This is a genomic window from Microbacterium sp. AC215 (assembly GCF_979258645.1).
The window spans coordinates 1146880-1161685 of sequence record NZ_OZ409869.1 but is presented as its reverse complement, the minus strand read 5'-3'; the positions used below and the strand labels follow the sequence as shown (position 1 = coordinate 1161685).

Below are 14806 nucleotides of genomic sequence, written 5' to 3'. Positions count from 1 at the left end.
TCAACTATCCCTACGCGTTCGACGATGAGCGCGCAGTCTGATGAATACCCGTCCACAGGAGGACACAAAGTGAAGCGCAACAAGATCGCCCTTGCGGGCACTGCGCTGTTCGCGATCGGCGCCCTGGCGCTCGCGGGCTGCGCGAGCGGTGGAAGCGGCAATGAAGGCGACGGCGGCTCCGGTGCGAACACCGACGCCGACGCCATCATCACCACGAACGGCTCGGAGCCCGAGAACCCGCTGATCCCCACCAACACCAACGAGGTGGGCGGCGGAAAGATCCTCGACGAGATCTTCGCCGGTCTGATCTACTACGACGCCGACGGCAAGCCCGTCAACGACGTGGCTGAGGAGATCACCACGGAGGACCCGCAGAACCTCACCGTCAAGATCAAGGAAGGCCTGACCTTCACCGACGGTGAAGAAGTCACCGCCGACAACTTCATCAAGGCGTGGAACGAGGGCGCCAAGGCGTCGAACGCTCACCTCTCCAGCTACTTCTTCGAGGACATCGAGGGCTTCAGCTACGACACCGACTCCGAGCTCACGGGTCTCAAGCAGGTCGATGACTACACCTTCACGATCGCGCTGAACAAGCCGGCATCCGACTTCGCTCTGCGTCTCGGCTACTCGGCCTTCTACCCGCTCCCCGACGTCGCGTTCGAGGACATGGAAGCCTTCGGTCAGAACCCGATCGGCAACGGTCCGTACATGATCGACGGCGAAGACGCGTGGCAGCACGACGTCCAGATCGACCTCGTCCGCAACGACGACTACGACGGTGGCCGTCAGGCCGCCAACGGCGGTCTGACCATCAAGTTCTACGCCACGCAGGAGGCCGCATACGCCGACCTGCTGTCGAACGAGGTCGACGTCATCGACGCGATCCCGACGAACTCGCTCCCGGTCTTCACCGACGAGCTCGGCGACCGTGCTGTGAACCAGCCCTCCGCTGTGTTCCAGTCCTTCACCATCGGCCAGTTCCTCCCGCACTTCAGCGGCGAAGAGGGCCAGCTGCGTCGTCAGGCGCTGTCGATGGCGATCAACCGCGAGGAGATCACCGAGACGATCTTCTCGGGCACCCGCACCCCGGCATCCGACTTCACCTCTCCGGTCATCGACGGCTGGTCCGACTCGGTTCCCGGCAGCGAGGTCCTCGACTTCGACCCCGAGAAGGCGAAGGAGCTGTGGGCTGAGGCCGACGCCATCGCACCATGGGACGGCGAGTTCAAGATCGCGTACAACTCCGACGGCGGCCACGACGCCTGGGTCGACGCGGTGAGCAACAGCATCAAGAACACGCTCGGCATCGAGGCATCGGGTGACCCGTACCCGACCTTCCAGGACCTTCGCACGAAGATCAACGACCGCACCATCACCACGGCTGCGCGCTCGGGCTGGCAGGCCGACTACCCGGGTCTGTACAACTTCCTCGGACCGCTCTACGCCACCGGCGCAGGCTCCAACGACGGTGACTACACGAACCCCGAGTTCGACGAGCTCATCTCCGCCGGCATCAGCAACCCCGACGCCGAGGCTCAGATCGAGGACTTCACCAAGGCGCAGGAGGTCCTGTTCCAGGATCTTCCCGCGATCCCGCTGTGGTACTCGAACGTGACCGGTGGCTTCAGCGAGAACGTCGACAACGTCACGTTCGGCTGGAACTCGGTTCCGCTGTACTACGAGATCACGAAGGCCGGCGAGTAAGTCTGACGGCACTTCACCTGTGAGGCGGTGACGATTCTTCGTCACCGCCTCACAGGCTTGTGTTCACGTAGCTTTCTTTCCCCTCAAGAAGGGACAAGCGGATGCTCGGTTACATTCTGAGACGTCTCCTGCAGGTGATCCCGGTCTTCTTCGGAGCCACCCTGCTCATTTACTTCCTCGTGTTCGCCATGCCCGGCGACCCGATCCTCGCCCTGTTCGGCGACAAGACGCCCAACCCGGCGGTCGTCGAGCAGCTGCGCGCGCAGTACCACCTGGACCAGCCGTTCATCGTGCAGTACTGGTACTACATCACCGGCGTCTTCCAGGGCGACCTGGGCACGACCTACTCGGGCCGCCCGGTCTCGGCTGTGCTCGCCGCCACGCTTCCTGTCACCGGCCGACTCGCAGTCATGGCCATCGCCATCGAGTTCGTGCTCGCCATCGTCATCGGCACCATCTCGGCGCTGCGCAAGGGCAAGCTGTTCGACAACGTCTCGCTCGTCGTGGCGCTGGTCGCGATCGCGATCCCGATCTTCGTGGTGGCGTTCCTCGCGCAGTACTTCCTCGCGATCCAGCTCGGCTGGTTCAAGCCCACGGTGGGTGCGGACAACGACTGGGGCGGGTTGTGGCTGCCGGCGATCGTGCTCGGTTTCAGCCTCTATGCGGTGAGCATGCGTCTCATGCGCAGCTCGGTCATCGAGACCCTGAACCAGGACTGGGTGCGCACGGCGTACAGCAAGGGCCTCTCGCGCAACCGCGTGCTGCCCGTGCACGTGCTGCGCAACTCCCTGATCCCGGTGATCACGAACTCCGCCACGAACTTCGGCGTGCTGCTCGTGGGCGCCACCGTCACCGAGGGCATCTTCAACGTCCCCGGTGTGGGAAACACGCTCTTCCAGGCGATCCAGCGCGGCGAGGGACCCACGGTCGTCTCGTTCGTGACCGTGTTCGTCATCCTGTACGTGTTGGTGAACCTTCTCATCGACCTGCTCTACGGTCTGCTCGACCCGAGGATTCGCTATGCCTGATCCCACATCTCAGAAGCACTACGTCGCTCCGATCGAGACGGAGTCGATCGCGGTCGACGCCGTTCGGATCTCGGACAAGCCCAGCAACCTCTGGCGTGACGCCTGGTTCGACCTGCGTCGTCGTCCGCTGTTCTGGTTCTCGGTCGTCCTCGCGCTGTTCTTCCTCGTGATGGCGCTGTGGCCGACTCTTTTCACCGCGACGCCGCCGAACAACGACTGCCAGCTGTCGAACAGCAACGGCGGTCCGACGGACGGACACCCGCTCGGGTTCACGTTCCAGGGCTGCGACATCTATGCGCGCATCGTCTGGGGTGCTCAGACGTCGCTGGCCGTCGGCCTCATCGCGACGCTGATCTCGTCCGTTCTCGGCCTGATCATGGGAGCTCTCGCGGGCTTCTACGGCGGATGGCTCGACTCGGTGCTCTCGCGCATCGGCGACATCTTCTTCGCCATCCCGTACATCCTCGCGGCCGTCGTCGTGATGACCGTGTTCCGGGATTCCCGTTCGGTGTGGACGCTCGCGTTCGCCATCGGAGCGTTCGCCTGGGCGTCCACGGCTCGCGTCGTGCGGGCCGAGGTGCTCCGTGTGCGTCAGGCGGACTTCGTGATGGCGTCGCAGGCGCTCGGTCAGTCGAAGTTCAAGATCCTCCTGAACCACGTGGTCCCGAACGCCATCGCTCCGCTGCTCGTCGTCTCGACGCTCGGCCTCGCCGCCGCGATCGTCGCGGAAGCAACGCTCTCGTTCCTCGGGGTGGGTCTCGGCAGCGACGTGATGTCGTGGGGAAATGACATCGCGAAGGCTCAGGCATCGCTGCGTGTCGCGCCGATGGCGCTCATCTATCCGTCGATCGCCCTCACCCTCGCGGTGCTGGCGTTCGTCACCCTGGGCGAGCTCATCCGAGACGCCCTCGACCCGAAGGCGAGGGCACGCCGATGAGCGAGCGAATCACCGAACAGGTCCCGCTGCTGAGCATCCGCGACCTGAGCGTCGCGTTCCGCACGCAGGAGGGTCTGCGCGAAGTGCTCCACGGAGTGAGCTTCGACGTCATGCCCGGAGAGACCGTCGCGATCGTGGGCGAGTCGGGCTCGGGCAAGTCCACGACGGCCACGGCCATCGTGAACCTGCTGCCCGGCACCGGCCAGGTCACCGCGGGATCGATCACCCTCGAGGGACGCGAGCTCACGACGCTCAACCGTCGCGAGATCGAGGCCGTCCGAGGCCGGGACATCGGCTTCGTGCCGCAGGACCCGATGTCGAACCTCAACCCCGTCTGGAGCATCGGCTTCCAGGTGAAGGAGGCGATCCGTGCGAACGGCATCGCCCAGGGGCGCGATGCGGCCAAGGCGCGCACCGTCGAGGTGCTGCAGCAGGCCGGTCTCGCCGACGCCGAGAAGCGTCTGCACCAGTTCCCGCACCAGTTCTCGGGAGGCATGCGCCAGCGCGCGCTGATCGGGATGGGCCTCGCGGCCGACCCCAAGCTGCTCATCGCCGACGAGCCGACCTCGGCTCTCGACGTCACCGTGCAGCGCGTGATCCTCGACCACATGGCGTCGCTCACACGTGACAAGGGCACCTCGGTGCTCCTGATCACGCACGATCTCGGTCTCGCAGCCGAGCGTGCGGACAAGATCATCGTGATGAACGGCGGCAACATCGTCGAGTCCGGTCCCAGCCGCGAGATCCTCGAGAACCCGCAGCACCCGTACACGAAGCGACTGGTCGCCGCGGCGCCCAGCGTCGCATCGCAGCGCATCCAGGCGGTGGTAGAGGACCGGGGGATCGAGACGCTCGACGACCTCGCCGACATCCCGCCGACGGTGCGCGTCGCCGGACTCACGAAGGACTACCGGATCCGTCAGGGGAACTTCCGCAGTGAAGCGTTCCGCGCTGTCGACGACGTGTCCTTCGAGATCCCTCGCGGCAAGACGCTCGCGCTCGTGGGCGAGTCGGGCTCTGGCAAGTCCACGGTCGCCAAGATGGTGCTGAAGCTCGAAGAGCCGACCAGCGGAACCATCGAGATCGACGGGCAGGATGTGTCGAGGCTGTCGAATGCGCAGGCGTTCGGTCTGCGTCGGCGCATGCAGCCGGTCTTCCAGGACCCGTACGGCTCGCTCGATCCACTGCGCAACATCGGCAACACCATCGCCGAGCCGATGCAGATCCACGGCGTCGGCGATCGCGCCTCGCAGCGAGAGCGGGTCGAGGAGCTGCTCGACCAGGTCTCGCTTCCGCGCGTCCTCGCGACCCGGTATCCGAACGAGCTCTCGGGCGGTCAGCGTCAGCGTGTCGCGATCGCACGCGCTCTCGCGCTCAAGCCCGACATCATCGTCCTCGACGAGGCGGTGTCGGCGCTCGACGTGCTGGTGCAGGATCAGGTGCTGCAGCTGCTGGCCGAGCTCCAGTCGGAGCTCGGGCTCACCTACCTGTTCATCACTCACGACCTCGCGGTCGTCCGAGTGTCGAGCGATCTGGTGTGCGTCATGGAGAAGGGCAAGATCGTCGAGCAGGGCACTGTCGACGAGATCTTCGCGAATCCCCAGCAGGAGTACACCGATCGTCTGCTCAAGGCGATCCCCGGGGCGACCATCACCCTCGGCGGTCACTGAGAGTGAGCATCGACCCTCGACCGGAGGCCGCACGGACTTTCCGTGCGGCCTCCGGGCCTGTCTCCCTCGTGCTGTGCTCGCTGCTCGCGATCTTCCTGCTCGGCGACGCCGTCGTACGCGCCGGCTGGGGCCAGATGCTCCTGCTCGCACCCTGGGTGCTGCTCGGACTCTGGGTGGTCTACGAGATCGCGTTCGTCTCGGTCGTCCGCATCGACGACCAGGGAGCGATGGTGCAGAACATGCTGCGTCGCACCTCGTTCGGCTGGAGCCGCGTGCGCGACGTCGACCTGCGCTGGCAGCTCGTCTTCTCGCTCGACGACGGCACCGACCTGTCGAGCTACGGAGGGCCGGCTCGAGCGCGGCCCGTGCGACGCGCGACCGGCGACGACGAGGCCAAGGCCCCCGTCGCGCTCCGCGACCTCACCGACGTCCGTGACCGCTGGCAGGCGGCTCTCTCCGGTGCGGACGCGCCGATCCGCCGCACGTGGGACTATCGGGCGCTCATCGCCCTCGGTGTCATCGTGCTCTGGGCCGTGGCGTCGATCCTGATCGCGAACGGCTGACCCCGCCTCGGCTCTCAGCCGGGCAGCCCGAACAGCGCCGGCCAGGTCGCCGCAGCCCACGGGTAGCCGACGAACACGGTCGCGTCGATCAGGAAGTGCGCGACGAGGAACGGCATGAGCCGTCCGCTGCGCTGGAACAGCCATCCGAAGAGCAGCCCCATCGCCAGGTTCCCGATGAAGGCTCCCGGCCCCTGGTAGAGGTGGTAGCTCGCGCGCAGCAGCGATGTGGCGACGATGATGGCCCACGGACCCCAGCCGAGCTGCCTGAGCCGGGCGAAGAGATATCCGAGCACGACGAACTCCTCCTGCAGCGATGCGCGCGCTGCAGCGAGGAGAAGCACCGGGATGGTCCACCAGTGGCTGTCGAGCCCCGCGGGATTCACCGCGACGAACAGCCCGAGTGCGCGGCCGGCGAGATACAGCCCGATGCCCGGGATGCCGATGGCTGCCACCAGGAGGATCCCGCGACCGACGTCCGGACCCACCCGGGTGCCGTCGAGACCCAGGCGCGCGAGGTGCGGCCTCGTGGATTGCCAGAGAAGGAAGCACACCAGCAGCACCGGGACGAGGGAGAAGCCGATCGACAGGATCTGGTAGATCAGGTCGAAGATCTCCCGATCGCTCCGGGAGGGGTTCAGGGTCGCGGTCTGGTCGGCGAGCGGCGTCTCGTCGGTGAGGCGGTACGCCAGCTGAACGACCGCATACACCGCTGACTGACCGAGGCCGAGCGCGAGGACGATCGCCACCTCCCACCACAGACGACTGCGTGAGGGAGCGGGGGAGAGGTCGGCGACGGTCACGATCACGATGCTACTTCGAGAGCGCTCAGGAACGACTCGCCCGAATACGATAGTCTGGAACGTCGGCTTCTCGGCAAAACCCCACACTCTTTAGGACATCTGCATGGCGCACGCCCTTCGCTCTGACCTCCGCAACGTCGCAATCGTCGCGCACGTCGACCACGGCAAGACCACTCTCGTCGACGCCATGCTGCGTCAGACCGGCTCGTTCGGCGAACACGCCCACGTCGATGAGCGCGCGATGGACTCGAACGACCTCGAGCGCGAGAAGGGCATCACGATCCTCGCCAAGAACACGGCGATCACCTACAAGGGCAAGCATGCTCAGGGCAAGGAGATCACGATCAACGTGATCGACACCCCCGGCCACGCCGACTTCGGTGGTGAGGTCGAGCGCGGCCTGTCGATGGTCGACGGCGTCGTGCTGCTCGTCGACGCCAGCGAGGGCCCGCTCCCGCAGACCCGTTTCGTGCTGCGCAAGGCTCTCGAGGCCAAGCTGCCCGTCATCCTCCTGGTCAACAAGACCGACCGTCCCGACGCTCGTATCGCCGAGGTCGAGGAAGAGGCCCACGACCTGCTGCTCGGCCTCGCGTCCGACCTCGTCGACGACGTGCCCGACCTCGATGTCGACGCCCTGCTCGACGTTCCCGTCGTCTACGCGTCCGGCCGTGCCGGCGCGGCCTCGCAGAACCGCCCCGCCGACGGATCGCTGCCCGACAACGACGACCTCGAGCCGCTGTTCGAGGCGATCCTCGAGCACGTCCCCGCTCCCGCCTACGACGACGAGCACCCGCTGCAGGCCTGGGTCACCAACCTCGACTCCAGCCCCTTCCTCGGTCGTCTCGCTCTGCTGCGCGTCTTCAACGGCACGCTGAAGAAGGGCCAGACGGTCGCCTGGGTCCGCGCTGACGGCACGCACCAGAACGCACGCATCACCGAGCTGCTCAAGACGCGGGCGCTCGAGCGCTACCCGGCCGATTCGGCGGGCCCGGGCGACATCGTCGCCATCGCCGGCTTCGAGAACATCACGATCGGTGAGACGATCGCCGACCCCGAGGATGTCCGGCCGCTTCCCGCGATCACCGTCGACGACCCGGCCATCTCGATGACGATCGGCACCAACACCTCGCCGCTCATGGGCAAGGTCAAGGGTCACAAGCTCACCGCTCGCATGGTCAAGGACCGTCTCGACAAGGAGCTGATCGGCAACGTCTCGCTCAAGGTCGTCGACATCGGACGCCCGGACGCCTGGGAGGTGCAGGGCCGCGGAGAGCTGGCGCTGGCCATCCTCGTCGAGAACATGCGCCGTGAGGGCTTCGAGCTCACCGTCGGCAAGCCGCAGGTGGTCACGAAGAAGATCGACGGCAAGACGTACGAGCCGTTCGAGCACCTCACGATCGACACGCCGGAGGAGCACCTCGGCGCGATCACGCAGCTTCTGGCGAACCGCAAGGGCCGCATGGAGAACATGACGAACCACGGCACCGGCTGGGTGCGCATGGAGTTCATCGTCCCGTCGCGCGGTCTCATCGGGTTCCGCAGCGAGTTCCTCACGACGACCCGAGGCACCGGCATCGCGAACGCGATCTCGCACGGCTACGAGCCGTGGGCCGGTTCCATCACGACCCGTCAGAACGGCTCGATCGTGGCCGACCGTCAGGGCGTCGTGACTCCGTTCGCGATGATCGCCCTGCAGGAGCGCATGTCGTTCTTCGTGCAGCCCACGCAGGAGGTCTACGAGGGCATGGTCATCGGCGAGAACTCCCGCGCCGACGACATGGACGTCAACATCACGAAGGAGAAGAAGCTCACCAACATGCGTGCGGCGAGCTCCGACACCTTCGAGTCGATGACGCCCCCGCGCCAGCTGACGCTCGAGGAGAGCCTCGAGTTCGCCCGTGACGACGAATGCGTCGAGGTCACGCCCGAGGTCGTCCGCATCCGCAAGGTGAACCTCGACGCGAACACTCGTGCGCGTGAGACCGCTCGCCTGAAGCGCCAGGACGCGAACGTCTGAGAATCGTCTGAGAGAAGGGGCCCTGTACCGCCGGAAACGGCGGTACAGGGCCCCTTTCTCACGAAACGTCCAGGAGTGCCGTTGCAGAATCGTTACCTTGCGCCTGGGGCGATCTCCCGATGAGTGTCCTGTGACGGGCGTACGACGACCCGAAAGTCGAACCCAATGCTTCACACCACCCGTGCGCTTCGGCGCGCCCACGCGGCGGCGACAGCTCGTAACGCCATCACGGCGCGTCGCCCGAAACTGATCCTCGGAACGATCACCGGCGGCGTGCTCGGCCTCGCTCTGACGGTCGGCATCGTGTCCGCCCCCGCGGCCGGCGCCGAGCTGCCGGACGCCGTCGCAGGCGTCACCTCGTTCGTCACCGGCGAGCCGGACGCCCCGGCCAAGAGCGCGGATGACTCGGCGCTCACGATGGTCGCCGCTCAGGATGCCGTCGCGGCAGCGGAGGCGCTGAACGCAGAGGTCGCGGCATCGGGCCTCGATCTGGGCGCCGCACCCTCGAGCGTCGACACCGCTGACGTGACCACGTGGGTCGATCAACTGGCGGACCGTGATGACTTCTCGAACAGAGAGCTCTCGAGCCTGACCGCGTACGCAGTCACCGGAACCGACGAGCTCGTCGAGGAGACCGCTGCGCTGCAGGCGTCCTATGTCGCAGCCCAGGAGGCGAAGGCCGCTGCGGACGCGGCTGCGGCCCAGGCGGCGGCTGAAGCCGCGGCGCTCGCTCAGACGAACACCGTCGACGGCGCGAAGGCCGCGGCTCGCGACATCGCGTCGAGTGAGTACGGCTGGGGCGAGGACCAGTTCTCCTGCCTGAACTCGCTGTGGACCAAGGAGTCCGGCTGGAACTACAAGGCGTACAACGCCTCGGGTGGCGCGACGGGGATCCCGCAGGCTCTGCCCGGAAGCAAGATGGCGTCAGCCGGTTCCGACTGGCAGACCAACGCGGCCACTCAGATCCGCTGGGGCCTCGGATACATCTCGTCGGTCTACGGCACCCCCTGCAGTGCGTGGGGCCACTCCCAGTCGGTGAACTGGTACTGAGCCGCAGCTCCGCACACCCTCCCTCCGAGACCCACCCCGCCTGCGTGCGGCGGTGGGTCTCGGTGTCTCCGGACATGTGTCGCAACAGGGCACTGCCTGCCCTAGGCAGCGCGACGCATTGGCACTACGGTGAGCGATGACGGCTGGGGGGTCGTGGACTCGAAGGAGAACGCATGGACGTCGCGGCGCTGGCAGGCATCCCGCAGCAGGTCTCGACGGGTGGGCTGCCCGGGTGGGACAGGGTCGACCAGCTCGTACGTGAGGCTCATCGCCTGTATGCGCAGGACCACGGCGGCGCGGTCGCCGACTACATCCCGGTCCTCGCCGACGCCGACCCCGAGCTGTTCGGTCTCGCGGTCATCGAGGTCGACGGCGGCCTGCATGACGCCGGGGATGCGCAGCATCCGTTCTCGATCCAGTCGATCTCGAAGATGTTCGTCTACGCTCTGGCGATCCAGGAGCACGGCCATGAGCGGGTGCGCGACATCGTCGGCGTCAACAACACCGGCCTCGCCTTCAACTCCCTGATGGCGCTCGAGCTCAACGGCGGACACCCCATGAATCCGATGGTCAACGCCGGTGCGATCGCGACGACGGCACTGATGCCGGGGCAGACGGCGGTCGAGCAGTGGGAGCGCGTGCGCGAGGGGCTCTCTGCTTTCGCCGGCCGCGCGCTGAGCCTCGACGGCGTGGTGTACGCCTCGGAAGCCGCGACCAACGAGCGCAACCGGGCGATGGGCTGGCTGCTCCGCAGCTACGGACGGCTGGTCGGCGACCCCGACGAGGTCGTCGACGTCTACACGCGTCAGTGCGCTCTCAGCGTCACGGCCCACGACCTCGCGGTGATGGGGGCGACGCTCGCCGACGGCGGCGTGAATCCGATCACGGGTGAGCGGGTGGTCTCTGCGGACGTCTGCCGCGACACTCTCGCAGTGGTGGCATCCACGGGCCTCTACGAGGCCTCGGGGGAGTGGCTGTTCGAGATCGGGCTGCCCGCCAAGTCGGGTGTGGCAGGAGGGATCGTCGCCGTCGCGCCGGGCAAGGGTGCCGTCGCCGGATTCTCACCGCGCCTCGACGCGGCGGGAAACTCCGTGCGATCGCAGCTCGCCATCGGTCACCTCTCCCGCGCTCTCGGACTGAACCTGTTCGCCTCCGCGCCCGCGCCGACCGCTCGGTCGACGGACTGACCTCCTTCCCCGCTCAGAGGACCCTGCCATGACACTCACTGCTCCGGCATCCACGAAGACCTCCTGGATGCCGCTCGTCAGTCTCTTCCTCGCCCAGGTGCTCATGTCGTTCAACGTGGCAGCCCTGCCGATATCCCTCGGTGGCATGGTCAGTGAGTTCGGCGTGCCGCCGACGGTCGCCAGCACCACCATCGTGATGTACGGCCTCGCCGTGGCCGCCCTCGTGATGACCGGCGCGAAGCTCGGTCAGCGGGTCGGCTGGGTCCTCATCTTCCGGATCGTGATCGGCCTGTTCGCCGCGTCGTCGGTGCTGATGATCGTGTCCCCGAGTGTGGGCTGGGCCATTGCGGGGCAGGCGGTCGCCGGCGCCGCCGCAGCGATCATCGTCCCCTCGATCGTGGCGCTGATCGCCGAGAACTATCGGGGCGCGCAGCAGGCGACGGCGATCGGTGCGATCGGGTCCGCCCGAGCCATTTCGGGAGTCACCGCGTTCCTCATCGGCGGCACGCTCGGCACCCTGGTCGGATGGCGGCCGATGTTCTTCATCGTGTTCGGCATCGCCGTGGTCGTCTTCGCGTTCAGCTTCACGCTGCGAGGTGATGGGGGAGACGCGTCGATCCGCATCGACCTCGTGGCGTCGCTCCTCATCGGCGCGGCCATCGTGCTTCTGACCCTGGGTTTCAACAACCTCAACGGGTGGGGTGCCGTCGCCGCGACCGAGGCCGCACCCTTCAACATCCTCGGGCTCTCGCCTGCGCCCGCCTTCGTCGTCGTCGGGATCGTGCTCGGTCAATGCTTCTTCGTCTGGACTCGCCGTCGGATGGCCGAGGGCAAGGTGCCGCTGATCGACCTCAGCATCCTCGACTCGTCGAAGGAGCGCGCTGCCGTGTACGCGATGTTCATCGTCGTGGCGCTCGAGGCGTGCGTGAACTTCACCATCCCCCTGTACATCCAGATCGTGCAGGGAAGGACGCCCTTCGACACGTCGCTCGCGATGATGCCTTTCAACCTGACCGTGTTCATCACCGCCACACTCGTCGTCCGGTTCTACAAGCGCTACCCGCCGCGGGTCATCGGCGTCTTCGGCTTCATCCTCACCACGGTCGCGCTCGTCTGGCTGTCCTTCGTGGTGAACAACAACTGGGAGACGCTTCCGACGATCCTCGGGCTGGTCGTGTTCGGCATCGGTCAGGGTGCGCTCGTGACCCTCGTCTTCAACGTGCTCGTCACCGCGGCGCCGGCTGAGCTCGCGGGTGATGTCGGCTCGTTGCGCGGCACCACGCAGAATCTCGCCTCGGCGGTCGGGACCGCTCTGGCCGGCGCACTCCTCGTCTCGCTCCTCGGGGTGAGCATCGGCCGTGCGGTCGTCGAGCACCCCGAGCTGCCGCCGTCGCTCGTCGCGCAGGTCGACATGGACAACCTGAACTTCGTCAGCAACGACGACCTGCGCGCAGCACTCGAGCAGACGGATGCGACGCCCGAGCAGGTCGACGCGGCGGTGGCCGTCAACGAGGAGTCCCGTCTGGGGACGCTGCGACTCGGCCTGCTGCTGCTCGCGGGACTCAGTGCCGTGGCGATCCTGCCCGCATCCCGGCTGCCGAAGTACAAGCCGGACGAGATCCCGGACCCGTCACCGGTCTCGGGCTCCGCGCCGAAGTGATGCTCAGCGCAGCTCCGAGATGAGCACCGCACTGGTCGAGGCGATGGTCGCCTCGAACACGTGGGGCGCGTCTCCGGCGTACGAGAGATAGTCGCCCGGGTTCAGCAGCACGGGGGCGTCCGACGGACCGATCCGAGCCTGGCCGGAGATGAGGATCACGTGTTCGGTCGTTCCCACGTGATGCGGATCGGAGCGGCGTGGATCCCCCGGATCCGCGTGGATCAGGTACACATCCCGCCTCGCACCCGGCGGGCTCGCTGAGAGCAGGGTCGCGCTGTACGCGGCGACCGACGACGGGACGCCCGTGAGGTCATCGGCGCGGATGAGCGTCGGCGCGTTGCTCTGCTGATCGACGAGGACGGCGAACGGCACCCCGAGCGCGACGCCGAGCGCCCAGAGCGTCTCGACGCTGGGGTTGCCGGCACCGGACTCCAGCTGGGAGACGGTCGCCTTCGAGATTCCCGCTCGACGCGCCAACTCCGACACGGACAGTCCGGCTCTCTCCCTCTCTCTGCGCAGAGTGCGGGCGATGCGCGTTCGGAGTTCCTCCATGTGTTCATCATGTCAAACGATCGTTCGCTTGACTATCCCGGACACCGCGTTCAGAATGATGGTCATGTGTTCACCGCAGCGAACGATCGTTCGATGACCGCCGACCGCGAGGTCTGCCGTGAAGCGCTGGGAGTCGTGCTCGCCACCAGCGCCTATGGCATCTCGTTCGGCGCGCTGGCCGTGGCATCCGGACTCGACGTCTGGCAGGCGTGCGTGCTGAGCCTGCTGATGTTCACGGGCGGGTCGCAGTTCGCCTTCGTCGGAGTCTTCGCCGCCGGAGGAGTGTCCGCACTGCCGTCGGCGATCGCGTCGGCCGCGCTGCTGGGAGTGCGCAATGCCGCATACGGCATGCGGATGTCACCCGTCGTCGGCACGACCACCGGACGGCGGATAGCGGCGGCGCACTTCACGATCGACGAGTCGACCGCCGTGGCCATCTCGCAGACTGATCCGCGGCTGAGGCAGGTCGGCTTCTGGGTCACCGGGATCGGCATCTTCATCGGCTGGAACATCACGACCCTGATCGGGGCACTCGTCGGCGACGTGCTCGGTGACCCCAAGACCTGGGGGCTGGATGCTGCGGCGGCCGCGGCGTTCCTGGCTCTGCTCTGGCCGCGCCTGAAGGAACGTCAGGCCATAGCGGTCGGGGTGGCTGCGGCGGTGGTGGCGGCCGCCCTCACGCCGTTCATCATGCCCGGGCTGCCCGTGCTCGTGGCAGCCGTCGTCGCGATCATCGTGGGCTGGTTCAACTGGCTCGGTCGGGTCGATGCCTCCGCACCCGACGGTGGGGAGGCCGCCGCGTGAGCATCTGGAGTGCGATCCTTCTCGCTGCGGTGATCTGCCTCGCTCTGAAGGCCGCGGGGTACCTCGTGCCGCCCTCGGTGCTCGAGGCACCGCGACCGGCGCGCATCTCCGATCTGCTCACCGTGGCCCTGCTCGCCGCGCTCGTGGCCGTGCAGACCCTCGGAGCCGGGCAGGCCGTCGTCGTCGATGCACGGGTTCCCGCTCTGCTCGTCGCGGCCGGGCTTCTCTGGCTGCGTCAGTCGTTCCTCGTCGTGGTGGTCGCGGCCGCCCTCGTCGCGGCTCTCCTGCGCCTGTTCGGGCTCGCTGTCTGAGCGCCCCTTCGCGGCGGCGCGCGTAGGATCGACTCGTGCGTATCGGATGGATCTCCCGGGTGCTCTCCTGGATCGCCGCGGCTCTCGTCGGCGGCGTGTTCGGCGTCGCAGGGACGATCGGTCACAGCCTCATGTGGGGTCCCGTGCCCGTCGGACTCATCGTCGGAGCGATCGCGTGCGGCGCGATCCTCGTCGCGATCCGCGCGCTCACCCACGACCGAGGCGCGACTCTCGCCGCGGGGCTCGGCATGCTCGGCATGCTGGTGCTCATCTCCGGCGTCGGGCCCGGGGGATCGGTGGTCGTCGAAGACACGCTCAGCGGTCGCATCTGGACCTATCTCGTCGCGGGGCTCGTGCTCCTCGCTGTCGCATGGCCCTCGTTCTCGCGGCTTCCGACTCGCACCGAGGCGCAGGCGTCGACGGCCGCGGCATCCGGCACGGCGCCCGGCGCAGACGAGGCGACCGCCCCTCGTGCCCCCGTCCTGGGCGATCGGACCGGCGGCGAGTCGTAGACTGGAGG

The 14806-nt window shown here is 67.2% G+C and carries 14 protein-coding genes; 12 read left to right on the top strand and 2 right to left on the bottom strand.

Annotation, left to right across the window (positions count from 1 at the left end; genetic code table 11):
* The first annotated feature begins 69 nt into the window (after window positions 1–69).
* The 5 genes from ACZZZF_RS05865 (at window position 70) to ACZZZF_RS05845 (ending at window position 5905) form a co-directional block, all read left to right on the top strand.
* Window positions 70–1707: a peptide ABC transporter substrate-binding protein gene (locus ACZZZF_RS05865; RefSeq protein WP_150115049.1), complete on the top strand. Its 1638-nt coding sequence runs from the start codon at window positions 70–72 to the stop codon at window positions 1705–1707.
* A gap of 101 nt (window positions 1708–1808) precedes the next feature.
* Window positions 1809–2735 (top strand): ABC transporter permease, encoded by a 927-nt coding sequence (locus ACZZZF_RS05860; RefSeq protein WP_053095564.1) that lies wholly within the window; start codon window positions 1809–1811, stop codon window positions 2733–2735.
* A complete protein-coding gene (locus ACZZZF_RS05855; RefSeq protein WP_053095565.1) occupies window positions 2728–3672 on the top strand; it encodes an ABC transporter permease in 945 nt (314 codons plus the stop codon). The genes ACZZZF_RS05860 and ACZZZF_RS05855 overlap by 8 nt, the downstream gene beginning before the upstream one ends.
* Window positions 3669–5342, top strand: coding sequence for a dipeptide ABC transporter ATP-binding protein (locus ACZZZF_RS05850; RefSeq protein WP_053095566.1), 1674 nt, complete (start codon window positions 3669–3671; stop codon window positions 5340–5342). Before ACZZZF_RS05855 ends, ACZZZF_RS05850 begins: the two co-directional genes overlap by 4 nt.
* A gap of 2 nt (window positions 5343–5344) precedes the next feature.
* Window positions 5345–5905, top strand: a complete 561-nt coding sequence (locus ACZZZF_RS05845) for a PH domain-containing protein (protein ID WP_295104154.1) — start codon at window positions 5345–5347, stop codon at window positions 5903–5905.
* 14 nt (window positions 5906–5919) lie between these two features.
* Here the strand turns inward: ACZZZF_RS05845 and ACZZZF_RS05840 are convergent, their stop codons facing one another.
* On the bottom strand, window positions 5920–6705 hold the full coding sequence (locus ACZZZF_RS05840) for a CPBP family intramembrane glutamic endopeptidase (RefSeq protein WP_463497499.1): 786 nt from the start codon (window positions 6703–6705) through the stop codon (window positions 5920–5922).
* Between the two features lie 103 nt (window positions 6706–6808).
* On the opposite strand from ACZZZF_RS05840, the gene typA reads away from it, so the two are divergent.
* The 4 genes from typA to ACZZZF_RS05820 all read left to right on the top strand — a co-directional run bounded on the left by typA (window position 6809) and on the right by ACZZZF_RS05820 (window position 12619).
* Complete coding sequence (typA, locus tag ACZZZF_RS05835) at window positions 6809–8722, top strand: translational GTPase TypA (RefSeq protein ID WP_053095568.1); 1914 nt, start codon at window positions 6809–6811, stop codon at window positions 8720–8722.
* Window positions 8723–8887: 165 nt separating this feature from the next.
* On the top strand, window positions 8888–9772 hold the full coding sequence (locus tag ACZZZF_RS05830) for an aggregation-promoting factor C-terminal-like domain-containing protein (RefSeq protein WP_463497498.1): 885 nt from the start codon (window positions 8888–8890) through the stop codon (window positions 9770–9772).
* A gap of 173 nt (window positions 9773–9945) precedes the next feature.
* Window positions 9946–10959 (top strand): glutaminase A, encoded by a 1014-nt coding sequence (gene glsA, locus ACZZZF_RS05825; RefSeq protein WP_072590998.1) that lies wholly within the window; start codon window positions 9946–9948, stop codon window positions 10957–10959.
* A gap of 28 nt (window positions 10960–10987) precedes the next feature.
* On the top strand, window positions 10988–12619 hold the full coding sequence (locus tag ACZZZF_RS05820; RefSeq protein WP_072590999.1) for an MFS transporter: 1632 nt from the start codon (window positions 10988–10990) through the stop codon (window positions 12617–12619).
* Window positions 12620–12622: 3 nt separating this feature from the next.
* On the opposite strand, the gene ACZZZF_RS05815 is transcribed toward ACZZZF_RS05820, so the two are convergent.
* Window positions 12623–13171 (bottom strand): helix-turn-helix domain-containing protein, encoded by a 549-nt coding sequence (locus ACZZZF_RS05815; RefSeq protein ID WP_463497496.1) that lies wholly within the window; start codon window positions 13169–13171, stop codon window positions 12623–12625.
* A 93-nt stretch (window positions 13172–13264) separates the two neighbouring features.
* Between ACZZZF_RS05815 and ACZZZF_RS05810 the strand changes: the two genes are divergently transcribed.
* Genes ACZZZF_RS05810 through ACZZZF_RS05800 form a run of 3 tightly spaced genes read left to right on the top strand, consistent with a single transcriptional unit; the run spans window position 13265 to window position 14798 of the window.
* On the top strand, window positions 13265–13975 hold the full coding sequence (locus ACZZZF_RS05810; RefSeq protein ID WP_463497495.1) for an AzlC family ABC transporter permease: 711 nt from the start codon (window positions 13265–13267) through the stop codon (window positions 13973–13975).
* Window positions 13972–14286, top strand: a complete 315-nt coding sequence (locus ACZZZF_RS05805) for an AzlD domain-containing protein (protein ID WP_053095573.1) — start codon at window positions 13972–13974, stop codon at window positions 14284–14286. The genes ACZZZF_RS05810 and ACZZZF_RS05805 overlap by 4 nt, the downstream gene beginning before the upstream one ends.
* A gap of 35 nt (window positions 14287–14321) precedes the next feature.
* Window positions 14322–14798 (top strand): histidinol dehydrogenase, encoded by a 477-nt coding sequence (locus ACZZZF_RS05800; protein ID WP_230100669.1) that lies wholly within the window; start codon window positions 14322–14324, stop codon window positions 14796–14798.
* The last annotated feature ends 8 nt before the right edge of the window (window positions 14799–14806 follow it).

Coding starts and splice junctions, on each gene's coding strand:
- ACZZZF_RS05810 (WP_463497495.1), top strand. CDS start 13,265: ATGACCGCCGACCGCGAGGTCTGCCGTGAAGCGCTGGGAGTCGTGCTC.
- ACZZZF_RS05820 (WP_072590999.1), top strand. CDS start 10,988: ATGACACTCACTGCTCCGGCATCCACGAAGACCTCCTGGATGCCGCTC.
- typA (WP_053095568.1), top strand. CDS start 6,809: ATGGCGCACGCCCTTCGCTCTGACCTCCGCAACGTCGCAATCGTCGCG.
- glsA (WP_072590998.1), top strand. CDS start 9,946: ATGGACGTCGCGGCGCTGGCAGGCATCCCGCAGCAGGTCTCGACGGGT.
- ACZZZF_RS05860 (WP_053095564.1), top strand. CDS start 1,809: ATGCTCGGTTACATTCTGAGACGTCTCCTGCAGGTGATCCCGGTCTTC.
- ACZZZF_RS05850 (WP_053095566.1), top strand. CDS start 3,669: ATGAGCGAGCGAATCACCGAACAGGTCCCGCTGCTGAGCATCCGCGAC.
- ACZZZF_RS05830 (WP_463497498.1), top strand. CDS start 8,888: ATGCTTCACACCACCCGTGCGCTTCGGCGCGCCCACGCGGCGGCGACA.
- ACZZZF_RS05815 (WP_463497496.1), bottom strand. CDS start 13,171: ATGGAGGAACTCCGAACGCGCATCGCCCGCACTCTGCGCAGAGAGAGG.
- ACZZZF_RS05855 (WP_053095565.1), top strand. CDS start 2,728: ATGCCTGATCCCACATCTCAGAAGCACTACGTCGCTCCGATCGAGACG.